The sequence below is a fragment of the Mycobacterium ulcerans subsp. shinshuense genome (genome assembly GCF_002355775.1).
In the GTDB taxonomy this organism is placed as follows: domain Bacteria; phylum Actinomycetota; class Actinomycetes; order Mycobacteriales; family Mycobacteriaceae; genus Mycobacterium; species Mycobacterium marinum.
In genome coordinates this window covers 4653337-4666723 of sequence record NZ_AP017624.1, presented here as the reverse complement: position 1 = coordinate 4666723, position 13387 = coordinate 4653337, and the positions used below count along the sequence as shown (strand labels likewise).

Below are 13387 nucleotides of genomic sequence, written 5' to 3'. Positions count from 1 at the left end.
GGGGTCTAGGCAACAACGGATCCGGGCTTTCCGGCTGGTTCAACACCAACCCCGTCGGGTTGCTGGGGGGTTCAGGGTACCAGAACTACGGGGGACTTTCCTCCGGATTCTCAAATCTGGGCAGCGGGGTGTCGGGCTTTGCCAACACCGGTGTCCGGCCGTTCTCGTTGACGGGCCTGATCTCCGGCTTCGCGAACATCGGGAGCAACCTTTCGGGCTTCTTCGGGAGCAACGTGCCGTGAAACACGGCCGGGTGGTGAATGCCCGGCACCCGCCTCTCCGAGGCCATGGTTTTGATATCGAATGAGGGGGCCGGACTGGGGTAGAAATGAAAGCGGTAATCGACAGACCGCAGATAGCCCCCGCGTCGAGGTTTGATATGGGACTGGCGGCGCAATCGGTGCGGCTGTTTTGTGGTCGTCGGCTGTAATCTCCGGACGGCGAAAACAGCGGTTGTGAGTGCATTGAATGACGGTCCCTGCGCTGATCCGGGACCGGACAAGCGGGGGTGTGACGGCGGTCGGCCAGCCTGCGCGGGTAGTGCTGAAAGTACGTCTAGATAGCCGAATATGGGCGTTCTGTCGGCGCTGCTGTGCTCCGTGCGGTGACCGGAGACGCCGTAGTCGTATCGGCTGCCGACGGGCGAGCCGGCCCTGTCCGATTCGTCTGAATTACCTGGTCGCGATCGATCGCTGATGCATTTTTCTCAAGTGAGCGCCGTCCGTATGTCTTTTGTTGCTCACAAAATTGACCGGCCAAATATGATAATTGAGAAACGCGATTTATTCGTTCGTGGTATGCGTGCTGCGAGGGGTCGCCTTCAATCGCGGCTGCAGGTCGTGGTGGTGGCCATGTTGTCCTGCGCGACAATCACCGTTGTTGCGCCGGACTCGGCGCGCGCCGACGGCGGCTTCGAATCCGAAGGCGATCAAAGCCAATACGACCAGTTCTATACTCCGCCAGACCCGCTGCCGCCCGGCGAGCCGGGCGACGTGATCCGCACCGAGCCATCGCGACTGGTGCTGGAACCATCCGGTCAGCTGGGCGCGATCATGGCAACCGGAACACGCATAATGTACCGCAGCACCGACACCCGGGGAAACCCGATCGCAGTCACCGGCACGTATTTCGAGCCCGATAACCCTTGGCCGGGAAGCGGGCCGCGGCCGCTGCTCAGCTACGCGCCAGGCACCGTCGGGCAGGGGGATCAGTGCGCGCTGTCGCGGGTCTTCAACCAAGGCATCCACTGGTCGCCGTGGCTGGACCTGATGGTCAACTACGAAGAGACGTTCGTCGCGACCATGGTGGCCCGCGGGTTTGCCATCGTGATGACCGACTACGAGGGGCTGGGGACTCCCGGAACGCATACCTATGTCAATCGGCTGGCCGAGGGGCACGCGGTGCTCGACGCCGCGCGCGCCGCCCAGCGACTGCCGGGAACATCCTTGGACCCACACGGCCCCGTTGCCTTCTGGGGGTATTCGCAAGGCGGTGGGGCCGCGGCCTCGGTGGCCGAACTCGTGTCGAGCTACGCGCCCGAACTCGATGTGGTGGACACGTATGCGGGTGCGCCGCCCGCCGATCTCGTCGAGATGCTGCCCTATATGGATGGCAACGTACTGGTAGGCGCCGCCGGCTACCTGATCAACGGATTCATCTACGCCTACCCGGAACTGGCGGATGCGATTCACGAACGGATGACCCCGCGCGGGGAGGACCTGCTCGCCAAGACGCGTCACCAGTGCGTCCAGGAGACGTCGTTCAAGTTCATGTTCCGCCATCTTCGGGGCTACTTCACCAAGGACTTGGACCAACTGGTCCGTGAGGAGCCGTTCAAGACGCTGTTCGAAGCCCAGCGACTCGGACGGCACCAGCCGTCGGCGCCGGTCCTGATCGTCAACAACCGCTACGACCCGTTGGTGCCCTGGACCCAAGCCAGCCAACTCGGGCGCGATTGGTGTGCGCAGGGTGCACAGGTCGAGTTCTGGACCAACGAGGAGCCGCCGTTTCTCAACAAGGCCTCGGTCAACCATGCGCTGACTTTCTGGGTGGACGGCGAGCGTGCTCTACAGTGGGTCGCCGACCGATTCAACGGCCTTCCCGCCGCGCCCAACTGTGGCCAGTTCTGAGCAGACGGCCACGGCGGCCGCGCCGGCCCTGGACGACGGGCGGGTGGCGTTGGGCAGGCGGGGCCCGACCGGTGCGGGGCGTTGCACCGCGCTGCCGTTGGTGAGCGCACCCGGTCGGTCGTCTTGGCATGATCGATGGTCATCCGGTCCGGTCCGGGCGCTGGCCAAACGGCCGCCCGAGGAGGGTCGCGCTGCGCCGATGATCCAGTTCGTCGGTGACGTCACCTGGGATTTGGCCGAACCGCTGATCTGAGGCATACTGTTCAGGTCGTCTTGAGCCGGGATCAGGCCTGGCCGGGCATCCGACCGGCGTCCACACGGGCGCGTCCGGTCCCATCCTTGGAGTGCGACCAGATTTTGGCGCCTACAAGGCTGCGTGCGGGTGACACGCCTGACCGCGGGGGCCGGTGTACCACGACAGGTAAACAGCGGCGCAGTATCCAGCGCGCGCAGTTCGACCCGGCAGAGACCGGGCCGATCGGCGGGCTGGGGGCACCAGGTCCGAACACGGGCCTCAAGTTTTTAGAGTGAGGTAGGAGAAGCGTGGCGGGACAGAAGATCCGCATCAGGCTCAAGGCCTACGACCACGAGGCTATTGACGCTTCGGCGCGCAAGATCGTCGAGACGGTGGTCCGTACCGGCGCCAGCGTGGTTGGTCCGGTGCCGTTGCCGACCGAGAAGAACGTGTACTGCGTCATTCGCTCACCGCACAAGTACAAGGACTCGCGGGAGCACTTCGAGATGCGTACGCACAAGCGGTTGATCGACATCATCGATCCGACGCCGAAGACGGTTGACGCACTCATGCGCATCGACCTTCCGGCCAGTGTCGACGTCAACATCCAGTAGGAGGTTCTGAGAGCATGGCACGAAAGGGCATTCTCGGTACCAAGCTGGGCATGACGCAGGTCTTCGACGAGAACAACAAAGTCGTACCTGTGACGGTGGTCAAGGCGGGGCCGAACGTTGTAACGCGTATCCGCACACCGGAGCGCGACGGGTACAGCGCAGTGCAGCTGGCCTACGGCGAAATCAGTCCGCGCAAGGTCAACAAGCCGGTCACCGGCCAGTACACCGCCGCGGGCGTCAACCCCCGGCGTCACCTGGCTGAGCTGCGGCTCGACGATGCCGAGGCGGTCACCGAGTACGAAGTCGGCCAGGAGCTGACGGCGGAGATCTTCGCCGACGGCAGCTACGTCGATGTCACCGGTACCTCCAAGGGCAAGGGCTTCGCCGGCACCATGAAGCGTCACGGCTTCAGCGGCCAGGGCGCCAGCCACGGCGCCCAGGCGGTGCACCGCCGGCCGGGTTCCATCGGTGGCTGTGCCACTCCCGCGCGCGTCTTCAAGGGCACGCGGATGGCCGGCCGGATGGGTAACGACCGGGTGACCGTGCAGAACCTGTTGGTGCACAAGGTCGATGCCGAGCAAGGTGTGTTGTTGATCAAGGGCGCGGTTCCCGGCCGCACCGGTGGGCTCGTAATAGTCCGCAGCGCGATCAAACGAGGTGAGAAGTAATGGCTGCGCAAAACCAAAGCGCCCAGAAAGACTTGGAAATTCAGGTCAAGGCGCCGGACGGCAAGGTCGACGGTTCCGTCGTGCTGCCGGCCGAGCTGTTCGATGTTCCGGCGAACATCGCCCTGATGCACCAGGTGGTGACCGCTCAGCGTGCAGCGGCCCGTCAGGGTACGCACTCGACCAAGACACGCGGCGACGTCAGTGGCGGTGGCCGTAAGCCATACCGGCAGAAGGGCACCGGCCGCGCCCGTCAAGGTTCGACGCGGACCCCGCAGTTCACCGGCGGTGGTGTGGTGCACGGTCCGAAACCGCGCGACTACAGCCAGCGCACCCCCAAGAAGATGATCGCGGCCGCGTTGCGCGGGGCGTTGTCGGACCGGGCGCGCAACGGGCGTATCCACGCCGTCACCGAGTTGGTCGCCGGCCAGACTCCGTCCACCAAGAGCGCCAAGACATTCCTGGCCACCATCACCGACCGCAAGCAGGTGCTGGTGGTCATCGGACGCGATGACCAGACCGGCGTCAAGAGCGTGCGCAACCTGCCCGGTGTGCACATTCTGTCCCCGGACCAGCTCAACACCTACGATGTGCTGCGCGCCGACGACGTGGTCTTCAGTGTTGAGGCGCTCAACGCCTATATCGCCGCCAACACGTCCGAGGAGGTTTCGACCTAATGGCGACCATCGTTGACCCGCGCGACATCATTCTGGCGCCGGTGATTTCGGAGAAGTCTTACGCGCTGCTCGATGACAACGTGTACACATTCGTGGTGCACCCCGATTCGAACAAGACCCAGATCAAGATCGCTATCGAGAAGATCTTTGCGGTCAAGGTCGCATCGGTGAACACCGCCAACCGGCAGGGTAAGCGCAAGCGCACCCGGACTGGGTACGGCAAGCGCAAGAGCACTAAGCGCGCCATCGTCACCCTGGCGCCGGGCAGCAAGCCGATCGATCTGTTCGGAGCGCCGGCCTAGCCGGGCGCGAGACAAGGACCTGATTAGACATGGCAATTCGCAAGTACAAGCCCACGACCCCGGGTCGGCGCGGCGCGAGCGTGTCGGACTTCGCCGAAATCACTCGCTCGACTCCGGAGAAGTCGCTGGTTCGCCCGCTGCACGGTCATGGCGGGCGTAACGCACACGGCCGCATCACCACTCGCCACAAGGGTGGTGGCCACAAGCGTGCCTACCGGGTGATCGATTTCCGTCGTAACGACAAGGACGGGGTCAACGCCAAGGTCGCGCACATCGAGTACGACCCCAACCGCACCGCCCGCATCGCACTGCTTCATTACCTCGACGGCGAGAAGCGCTACATCATTGCGCCCAACGGTCTTTCCCAGGGCGACGTCGTCGAGTCGGGTGCCAACGCCGACATCAAGCCCGGCAACAACCTGCCGCTGCGCAACATCCCGCCCGGCACCTTGGTGCACGCCGTGGAGTTGCGGCCCGGCGGTGGCGCCAAGCTTGCCCGCTCGGCGGGATCGAGCATCCAGTTGCTCGGTAAGGAAGCCAGCTACGCCTCGCTGCGTATGCCCAGCGGTGAGATCCGTCGGGTCGACGTTCGCTGCCGCGCCACGGTCGGTGAGGTGGGCAACGCCGAGCAGGCAAACATCAACTGGGGTAAGGCCGGTCGTATGCGGTGGAAGGGCAAGCGCCCGTCCGTCCGTGGTGTGGTGATGAACCCGGTCGACCACCCGCACGGCGGTGGTGAGGGTAAGACCTCCGGTGGCCGTCACCCGGTGAGCCCGTGGGGCAAGCCAGAAGGCCGTACCCGCAACCCGAACAAAGCGAGCAACAAGCTCATCGTCCGACGCCGGCGCACCGGCAAGAAGCACGGGCGCTAGGAAGTCGAGGAGTAGCGAACTATGCCACGCAGCCTGAAGAAGGGCCCGTTCGTCGACGACCACCTGCTGAAGAAGGTCGACGTGCAGAACGAGAAGAACACCAAGCAGGTCATCAAGACCTGGTCGCGGCGTTCGACCATCATCCCGGACTTCATCGGCCACACCTTCGCGGTGCACGACGGCCGCAAGCATGTCCCGGTGTTCGTCACCGAGTCGATGGTCGGTCACAAGCTCGGTGAATTCGCCCCCACGCGCACGTTCAAGGGGCACATCAAGGACGACCGAAAGAGCAAGCGGCGATGAGCGTTCGCGCTAAGAGCAGAGGGTATCGATGACAACCACCACTGAATTCCCGTCGGCGACCGCCAAGGCGCGGTTCGTGCGGGTGTCGCCGAGAAAGGCGCGCCGGGTAATTGACCTGGTGCGTGGCAGGTCGGTTTCAGACGCGCTCGACATCCTGCGTTGGGCGCCGCAGGCCGCCAGCGAGCCGGTCGCCAAGGTGATCGCCAGTGCGGCCGCCAACGCGCAGAACAACAACGGCTTGGACCCGGCGACCTTGATCGTGGCCACGGTCTACGCCGACGAGGGCCCGACCGCCAAGCGCATCCGCCCGCGGGCGCAGGGACGCGCGTTCCGGATCCGCAAGCGGACCAGCCACATCACCGTGGTGGTGGAGAGCCGGCCGAGCAAGGACCAGCGGTCTTCGAAGTCGTCGCGGGCTCGCCGCGCCGAGGGCAGCAAGGCCGCCGCAACGGCGCCCGCGAAGAAGTCCTCGGCCAGCAAGGCGCCGGCGAAGAAGGCCGCCACCAAAGCCGAGTCCAAGACTTCTGAGACTTCTGAAGCGAAGGGAGGCTCAGATTAGTGGGCCAGAAGATCAACCCGCACGGCTTCCGCTTGGGCATCACCACCGACTGGAAGTCGCGTTGGTATGCCGACAAGCAGTACGCCGACTACGTCAAGGAAGACGTCGCCATCCGTCGGCTGCTGTCCAGCGGCCTGGAGCGCGCCGGAATCGCCGATGTGGAGATCGAGCGCACCCGTGACCGGGTCCGGGTCGACATCCACACCGCGCGTCCGGGCATCGTCATTGGCCGCCGTGGCACCGAGGCCGACCGCATCCGTGCGGATCTGGAGAAGCTGACCGGCAAGCAGGTTCAGCTCAACATCCTCGAAGTCAAAAACCCTGAGTCGCAAGCGCAACTGGTGGCCCAAGGGGTCGCTGAGCAGCTGAGCAACCGGGTGGCGTTCCGCCGGGCGATGCGTAAAGCCATCCAGTCCGCGATGCGCCAACCCAACGTCAAGGGCATCCGGGTGCAGTGCTCGGGTCGTCTTGGTGGCGCGGAGATGAGCCGGTCGGAGTTCTACCGCGAGGGCCGGGTTCCGCTGCACACGCTGCGCGCGGACATCGACTACGGCCTGTATGAGGCCAAGACCACCTTCGGCCGGATCGGTGTGAAGGTGTGGATCTACAAGGGCGACATCGTCGGCGGCAAGCGCGAATCGGCCGCCGCCGTTCCCGCGGGCGCCGACCGTCCGCGCCGCGAGCGGCCGGCGGGCAGCCGTCCGCGCCGCAGCGGTGCTTCCGGCACCACGGCCACCGGCGCCGAAGCCGGACGTGCCGTGGGTAGCGAAGAGCCCGCCGCCGCAGAAAGCGCTACCACCCCCGAAGCGCAGAGCACGGAGAGCTAAATCATGTTGATTCCCCGTAAGGTTAAGCACCGCAAGCAACACCACCCCCGCCAGCGTGGCATCGCCAGCGGCGGGACGTCGGTGAACTTCGGCGACTATGGGATCCAGGCCCTCGAGCACGCCTACGTCACCAACCGGCAGATCGAGTCCGCTCGTATCGCCATCAACCGGCACATCAAGCGTGGCGGCAAGGTGTGGATCAACATCTTCCCGGACCGTCCCCTGACCAAGAAGCCGGCCGAAACCCGGATGGGTTCGGGTAAGGGCTCCCCGGAGTGGTGGGTGGCCAACGTCAAGCCGGGCCGGGTGCTGTTCGAACTCAGCTACCCCAACGAAGCGATCGCACGAGCGGCGCTGACCCGCGCGATCCACAAGCTGCCGATCAAGGCACGCATCATCACCCGAGAGGAGCAGTTCTGATGGCAGTGGGAATTTCCCCTGGCGAACTGCGCGAGCTCACCGAAGAAGAGCTGACCGAGCGTCTGCGCGAATCCAAGGAAGAGCTGTTCAACCTGCGTTTCCAGATGGCGACCGGACAGCTCAACAACAACCGCCGGCTGCGCACGGTGCGTCAGGAAATCGCACGCGTCTACACCGTGTTGCGCGAACGAGAATTGGGTCTGGCGGCTGGACCCGGCGAACCCGATGGTAAGGAATCGTGATGGCAGAGGCGAAGACTGGCGCGAAGGCCACCAAGTCCGCAGCGGCGGGCGCGGCCGATGGCGCTTCCAAGGAAAAGGGTCCCAAGCACACGCCGAGCACTCCTAAGCCGCGCGGTCGTCGCAAGACGCGCATCGGCTACGTCGTGAGCGACAAGATGCAGAAGACCATCGTGGTCGAGCTCGAAGACCGCGTGCGTCACCCGCTCTACGGCAAGATCATTCGCACCACCAAGAAGGTCAAGGTGCACGACGAGCACAGCGCCGCCGGCATCGGCGACCGGGTTTCCCTGATGGAGACGCGCCCGCTGTCGGCCACCAAGCGCTGGCGGCTCGTCGAAATCCTCGAGAAGGCCAAGTGACGGTCTCATAACCGTTGCGCCGGCGACATCGCCCGAGACTTGCAGTCTCGGGCGATTTTGCATTTGGCTGGCTACCCTGGCAGCGGGTGCACTCTGCACACGAGATAGGGCAAGCAGGTCCACAACGGGAGTGAGGCTGGCCAGTGGTGAATGGGACAACGGGGTCGACCGAATTCAAGGGCAAGATCGAGTTGGATATCCGCGACTCGGAAGCGGATTGGGGTCCGTACGCGGCGCCCACCGCGCCCGAGAATGCGCCCAACATCTTGTACCTGGTCTGAGATGACACCGGAATTGCCACCTGGGACTGCTTTGGCGGGCTGGTGCAGATGCCGACCATGTCACGAATCGCCGAACGCGGCGTGCGACCGACCCAGTTCCACACCACCGCGCTGTGCTCGCCGACGCGCGCGTCGCTGCTGACCGGGCGCAACGCGACCACCGTGGGGATGGCGACCATCGAGGAGTTCACCGACGGGTTCCCCAACTGCAGTGGCCGTATCCCCGCCGATACGGCGCTGCTGTCCGAGGTACTGGCCGAACGTGGTTACAACACCTACTGCGTCGGGAAGTGGCATCTGACGCCGATGGAAGAGTCCAGCATGGCGGCGACGCGACGGCATTGGCCGGTCTCGCGCGGCTTCGAGCGGTTTTACGGGTTCATGGGTGGGGAGACCGACCAGTGGTACCCCGACCTGGTGTACGACAACCATCCGGTCAACCCGCCCGCCACCCCCGAGGATGGCTACCACCTGTCGAAGGACCTTGCCGACAAGACGATTCAGTTCATTCGTGACGCCAAGGTGGTCGCGCCTGACAAGCCCTGGTTCAGCTACGTGTGCCCGGGTGCCGGGCACGCGCCCCATCACGTCTTCAAGGAATGGGCCGACAAGTACGCCGGCAAGTTCGACATGGGCTATGAGCGTTACCGCGAGATCGTGCTGAAAAACCAGAAGGCGATGGGCATTGTGCCGCCCGACACCGAGCTGTCGCCGATCAACCCCTATCTCGACGTCAAAGGCCCCTCGGGCGAGTCGTGGCCGATGCAGGACACGGTGCGGCCCTGGGGCTCGCTGAACGAGGAAGAGAAAAAGCTGTTCAGCCGGATGGTCGAGGTGTTCGCCGGTTTCCTGAGCTATACCGACGCGCAGATCGGGCGGATCCTGGACTATCTCGAGGAATCCGGCGAGCTGGACAACACGATCATCGTGGTGATCTCCGACAATGGCGCCAGCGGCGAGGGCGGTCCCAACGGATCGGTGAACGAAGGCAAGTTCTTCAACGGCTACATCGACACCGTCGAAGAGAGCATGAAACTGTTCGACCACCTCGGCGGGCCCCAGACCTACAACCACTATCCGATCGGGTGGGCGATGGCTTTCAACACGCCCTACAAGCTGTTCAAGCGCTACGCCTCGCATGAGGGCGGTATCGCCGACACGGCGATCATCTCCTGGCCCGACGGGATCGCGGCGCACGGTGAAGTCCGGGACCACTACATCAACGTCTGCGATGTCACGCCGACCGTCTACGACCTGTTAAACATGACGCCGCCGGAGGTCGTCAAGGGCATCGCGCAAAAGCCGCTGGACGGTGTGAGTTTCAAAGCGGCCCTTACCGATCCCGCCGCCGATACCGGCAAGAAGACCCAGTTCTACGCCATGCTGGGGACCCGCGGCATCTGGCATGAGGGCTGGTTCGCCAACACCGTGCACGCCGCGGCCCCGGCGGGATGGTCGCATTTCGACGCCGACCGCTGGGAACTGTTCCACATCGCCCAAGACCGCAGCCAGTGCCATGATCTGGCCGCCGAGCACCCCGACAAACTGGAGGAACTCAAGGCACTGTGGTTCTCCGAGGCCGCCAAGTACAACGGGCTGCCGCTGGGTGATCTGAACATCATGGAGACGATGATGCGGTCGCGCCCGTATCTGGTCGTCGAACGCACGAGCTACATCTACTACCCCGACTGTGCTGAGGTCGGCATCGGTGCCGGGGCCGAGATTCGCGGCCGCTCGTTCGCCTTGGTGGCCGAGGTCACCGTCGATACCACCGGCGCCGAGGGCGTGCTGTTCAAGCAGGGTGGTGCGCACGGCGGTCACGTGTTGTTCATCGCCGACGGTCGCCTGCACTACGTCTACAACTTCCTCGGTGAACGCCAGCAGTTGCTGTCCTCGGTGAGGCCGATTCCGCTGGGCCATCACTTGTTCGGGGTGCGCTATGCGCGGACGGGCACGGTGGCCAACAGCCATACGCCGCTGGGCGACCTTACGATGTACTTCGACCACAACGAAGTGGGCTCGCTTGCAGATGTGACGACCCACCCCGGAACGTTTGGCCTTGCCGGTGCGGGCATCACCGTCGGCCGCAATGGCGGTTCTGCAGTGTCGAGTCGCTACAAGGCGCCCTTTGCCTTCACTGGCGGAAGCATCGCCCGAGTGACCATTGACCTATCCGGACGACCATATGAAGACGTGGAAAAAAAACTTGCACTTGCCTTTTCAAGGGACTGACCGGCTGGCCCGATCGTTGTCCGCGGCTCTGGGTGTGGTGAGCCTGGTGTGCCTGTCCGGCGTCTTGTCCGCCTGCGCGGAGCGCGGCGGGTCGGGTTCACCCGGCGTGCATCCCGACCCCGCTAGACCAGTACCGGGAGTCGTAGCGACCCAGCCGGAACAAATACCGCCCCACACAGTCGGCTGCGCTCCGTCGCTGACGGGGGAGGGCCGGGCCACCACGGCCGCGGCGGCGGACCAGGACGCCCCCAGAGTCACACTCAGCGTGCCCAACGGCTGGACCGCGCGTGGTGGAAGCGGTGACACGGCGCTGAACCTGACCGGCCCCGATGGGATGGCGGCGACGGTGACCATCACCGCAACCGACGCGCTGCCAGAGCGTGCCTTCCAGGAGTACACCGCACATCTGGGAGGTTCGATGCGCCGGCTCAACTTCGCCGTCGCGGGGGCACCCTTCTGTGGGTACAGCAGCGAGTTGCTGACCGGCACTCTGCAGGGTCCGTCGGGCGCAATCCAGTTCGCTGACCGCATCACCCACATCTGGACCAACACCAAGATGTACCTGGTGGCCGTGCATCTGGAGGGCCCGGCCGGGGTGGCTGGCTTCACTGCGGCGAAATCCACATTGATGCAAAACTTTGCCGTCCTCATACCCTGAAGTCGTGCTGACCGAATTGGTTGACCTGCCGGGCGGATCGTTTCGCATGGGGTCGACGAGCTTTTACCCGGAGGAAGCGCCGATCCATAGCGTGTCCGTGCACGCATTCGCGATCGAGCGCTACCCGGTGACCAACGCCCAGTTCGCGGAGTTCGTGGCGGCGACGGGCTATGTGACGGTTGCAGAGCAGCCCCTTGACCCCGCGTTGTATCCGGGGGTCAATCCGGATGACCTACGTCCGGGTGCGATGGTGTTTCGTCCCACCGCGGGACCGGTCGACCTACGTGACTGGCGTCAGTGGTGGGATTGGGCGCCCGGCGCGAGCTGGCGTCATCCGTGGGGGCCGGACAGCGACGTCGACGACCGGGCCGATCACCCGGTGGTGCAGGTGGCCTATCCGGACGCCGCGGCCTACGCGCGGTGGGCGGGTCGTCGGCTACCGACCGAGGCCGAGTGGGAGTACGCGGCCCGCGGTGCCACCACCACCACCTACGCATGGGGCGACGAAGAGAAGCCCGCCGGACAACTGATGGCCTACACCTGGCAGGGCAAGTTCCCCTACCGCAACGACGGAGCACTCGGCTGGTTCGGGACCTCGCCGGTGGGAACCTTTCCGGCCAATGGGTTCGGCCTGTTCGACATGATCGGCAATGTCTGGGAGTGGACCACAACCCCGTTTTCAGCGCATCACCGCATCGATCAGCCGCCCAAGGCGTGCTGCGCACCGGCCGGGCCCGCCGATCCGACCATCAGCCAGACCCTCAAGGGTGGTTCGCACCTGTGCGCGCCCGAGTATTGCCACCGCTACCGGCCGGCGGCCCGTTCGCCGCAGTCCCAGGACACCGCGACCACCCATATCGGATTCCGCTGCGTGGCAGATCGCTAGCCGGCAACCGGACCGGTCGCGAACTGATTTGGAAACGCCGCCGCAAGGCACCCCGGTTGCTACGATCTGTCACCGTGTCTCGTGACGGGGGCTCGGCCGCATCAGTGCCATCTCCGGCGGTAACCGCGGATGGCAGATAACAACGCTGCGCCGGGTGCGGCCGCCGCCCCGGATCCACCGGCGAATGCCCGGCCCAAACCCAAGCACATGTCGCGGCGCAAGCACCTCGTGCTCGACACCACAATCATTGTGGGCGTCATCGTCGTCTACATCTTTTCGCTGGTCGGTTACCACTGGCTGGCCAGCACGCCGGGGCCGCTGCCCAAACCCGACGTCGGCACCACCGACGACACGGTGGCCCTGGTCCGCTTCGAGGCGCTGCATACCGTTGCAAATCGCCTCGATGTGAAAGTTCTGGTGATGCCCGACGATTCGATGATCGACCATCGGCTCAACGTGCTCACCGTGGACACCTCGGTGCGCTTCTACCCGGAAAATGAACTGGGCGACCTGCAGTACCCGGTGGGCAAGTCACCCGCACAGGTAGCCACCACCATCGAAGCGCACGGCGACCCCGGTAACTGGCCATTCGACCGGCACACCACCGACACCATCCAAGCCGATGTCCTGGTGGGAACCGGTGAGAACCGTCAGTACAAGGCCACCCGGGTGGAAGTGACCGGATCGCTGGAGGGCTGGGACATCAGCGTCGAGCGGGTAGGGGACGCCAGTCAGACCTCCGACCGCCCCGACAACGTCATCGTGACCTTCCAGCGGGCCAAGGGGCCGCTGGTCTTCGACCTGGGCATCTGCCTGGTCCTGATCACCCTGCCGACGTTGGCCTTGTTCGTCGCGATCCAGATGAAGACCCGCCGGAGAAAGTTTCAGCCACCGTTCGGCACCTGGTATGCGGCGATGCTGTTCGCCGTGGTGCCGTTGCGCAACATCCTTCCGGGTTCTCCGCCCGCGGGTGCGTGGATCGACCAAGCCATCGTCATCTGGGTGCTAATTGCGCTGGCCACGGCCATGGTGGTGTACGTTGTCGCCTGGTATCGCGTGTCTGAATGAGCCGCTGCAAAGCCGGCCACAGTGCAAATTTGGCTCTGAGCAGCTCGTCCCCTAGACT

16 protein-coding genes and 2 pseudogenes are annotated in these 13387 nt (G+C 64.8%); all 18 read left to right on the top strand.

Annotated features, from left to right (window positions below):
* Positions 1–2: 2 nt before the first annotated feature.
* A pseudogene (locus tag SHTP_RS20910) lies at positions 3–242 on the top strand (hypothetical protein); the annotation flags it as partial.
* Between the two features lie 555 nt (positions 243–797).
* A complete protein-coding gene (locus SHTP_RS20905) occupies positions 798–2129 on the top strand; it encodes a lipase family protein (protein ID WP_420866619.1) in 1332 nt (443 codons plus the stop codon).
* The gene (locus tag SHTP_RS20900; protein WP_096371663.1) at positions 2116–2382 is read left to right on the top strand and encodes a hypothetical protein; all 267 of its coding nucleotides are present in this window, start codon (positions 2116–2118) and stop codon (positions 2380–2382) included. The genes SHTP_RS20905 and SHTP_RS20900 overlap by 14 nt, the downstream gene beginning before the upstream one ends.
* A gap of 290 nt (positions 2383–2672) precedes the next feature.
* The gene (gene rpsJ, locus SHTP_RS20895; RefSeq protein ID WP_003403578.1) at positions 2673–2978 is read left to right on the top strand and encodes a 30S ribosomal protein S10; all 306 of its coding nucleotides are present in this window, start codon (positions 2673–2675) and stop codon (positions 2976–2978) included.
* A gap of 14 nt (positions 2979–2992) precedes the next feature.
* A complete protein-coding gene (rplC, locus tag SHTP_RS20890) occupies positions 2993–3646 on the top strand; it encodes a 50S ribosomal protein L3 (protein WP_015354684.1) in 654 nt (217 codons plus the stop codon).
* Positions 3646–4320 carry a 50S ribosomal protein L4 gene (gene rplD, locus SHTP_RS20885; protein WP_096371662.1) on the top strand — a complete coding sequence of 225 codons (675 nt, stop codon included), beginning with the start codon at positions 3646–3648 and terminating at the stop codon, positions 4318–4320. The genes rplC and rplD overlap by 1 nt, the downstream gene beginning before the upstream one ends.
* Positions 4320–4622: a 50S ribosomal protein L23 gene (gene rplW, locus SHTP_RS20880; protein ID WP_012392940.1), complete on the top strand. Its 303-nt coding sequence runs from the start codon at positions 4320–4322 to the stop codon at positions 4620–4622. Before rplD ends, rplW begins: the two co-directional genes overlap by 1 nt.
* Positions 4623–4651: 29 nt before the next feature.
* Positions 4652–5494, top strand: coding sequence for a 50S ribosomal protein L2 (gene rplB / locus SHTP_RS20875; RefSeq protein ID WP_096371661.1), 843 nt, complete (start codon positions 4652–4654; stop codon positions 5492–5494).
* 21 nt (positions 5495–5515) lie between these two features.
* Positions 5516–5797 (top strand): 30S ribosomal protein S19, encoded by a 282-nt coding sequence (gene rpsS / locus SHTP_RS20870; RefSeq protein ID WP_011739061.1) that lies wholly within the window; start codon positions 5516–5518, stop codon positions 5795–5797.
* Positions 5798–5825: 28 nt separating this feature from the next.
* Complete coding sequence (gene rplV, locus SHTP_RS20865) at positions 5826–6356, top strand: 50S ribosomal protein L22 (RefSeq protein ID WP_012392942.1); 531 nt, start codon at positions 5826–5828, stop codon at positions 6354–6356.
* A complete protein-coding gene (rpsC, locus tag SHTP_RS20860; RefSeq protein WP_096371660.1) occupies positions 6356–7183 on the top strand; it encodes a 30S ribosomal protein S3 in 828 nt (275 codons plus the stop codon). The genes rplV and rpsC overlap by 1 nt, the downstream gene beginning before the upstream one ends.
* Before the next feature lie 3 nt (positions 7184–7186).
* Positions 7187–7603 carry a 50S ribosomal protein L16 gene (rplP, locus tag SHTP_RS20855; protein ID WP_011739064.1) on the top strand — a complete coding sequence of 139 codons (417 nt, stop codon included), beginning with the start codon at positions 7187–7189 and terminating at the stop codon, positions 7601–7603.
* Complete coding sequence (gene rpmC / locus SHTP_RS20850; protein ID WP_011739065.1) at positions 7603–7845, top strand: 50S ribosomal protein L29; 243 nt, start codon at positions 7603–7605, stop codon at positions 7843–7845. Before rplP ends, rpmC begins: the two co-directional genes overlap by 1 nt.
* Positions 7842–8204 (top strand): 30S ribosomal protein S17, encoded by a 363-nt coding sequence (gene rpsQ, locus SHTP_RS20845; protein ID WP_369797336.1) that lies wholly within the window; start codon positions 7842–7844, stop codon positions 8202–8204. The genes rpmC and rpsQ overlap by 4 nt, the downstream gene beginning before the upstream one ends.
* Before the next feature lie 143 nt (positions 8205–8347).
* Positions 8348–10717, top strand: a pseudogene (locus tag SHTP_RS20840) (arylsulfatase).
* Positions 10718–10733: 16 nt separating this feature from the next.
* Positions 10734–11375, top strand: coding sequence for a hypothetical protein (locus SHTP_RS29245; protein ID WP_231991660.1), 642 nt, complete (start codon positions 10734–10736; stop codon positions 11373–11375).
* A 4-nt stretch (positions 11376–11379) separates the two neighbouring features.
* Positions 11380–12261 carry a formylglycine-generating enzyme family protein gene (locus tag SHTP_RS20830; protein WP_096371658.1) on the top strand — a complete coding sequence of 294 codons (882 nt, stop codon included), beginning with the start codon at positions 11380–11382 and terminating at the stop codon, positions 12259–12261.
* A gap of 129 nt (positions 12262–12390) precedes the next feature.
* Complete coding sequence (locus tag SHTP_RS20825; protein WP_096371657.1) at positions 12391–13329, top strand: DUF4436 domain-containing protein; 939 nt, start codon at positions 12391–12393, stop codon at positions 13327–13329.
* Positions 13330–13387: the final 58 nt, after the last annotated feature.

Coding starts and splice junctions, on each gene's coding strand:
- SHTP_RS20905 (WP_420866619.1), top strand. CDS start 798: ATGCGTGCTGCGAGGGGTCGCCTTCAATCGCGGCTGCAGGTCGTGGTG.
- rplV (WP_012392942.1), top strand. CDS start 5,826: ATGACAACCACCACTGAATTCCCGTCGGCGACCGCCAAGGCGCGGTTC.
- rpsS (WP_011739061.1), top strand. CDS start 5,516: ATGCCACGCAGCCTGAAGAAGGGCCCGTTCGTCGACGACCACCTGCTG.
- rplC (WP_015354684.1), top strand. CDS start 2,993: ATGGCACGAAAGGGCATTCTCGGTACCAAGCTGGGCATGACGCAGGTC.
- rplW (WP_012392940.1), top strand. CDS start 4,320: ATGGCGACCATCGTTGACCCGCGCGACATCATTCTGGCGCCGGTGATT.
- rplD (WP_096371662.1), top strand. CDS start 3,646: ATGGCTGCGCAAAACCAAAGCGCCCAGAAAGACTTGGAAATTCAGGTC.
- rpmC (WP_011739065.1), top strand. CDS start 7,603: ATGGCAGTGGGAATTTCCCCTGGCGAACTGCGCGAGCTCACCGAAGAA.
- rplB (WP_096371661.1), top strand. CDS start 4,652: ATGGCAATTCGCAAGTACAAGCCCACGACCCCGGGTCGGCGCGGCGCG.
- SHTP_RS20825 (WP_096371657.1), top strand. CDS start 12,391: ATGGCAGATAACAACGCTGCGCCGGGTGCGGCCGCCGCCCCGGATCCA.
- rplP (WP_011739064.1), top strand. CDS start 7,187: ATGTTGATTCCCCGTAAGGTTAAGCACCGCAAGCAACACCACCCCCGC.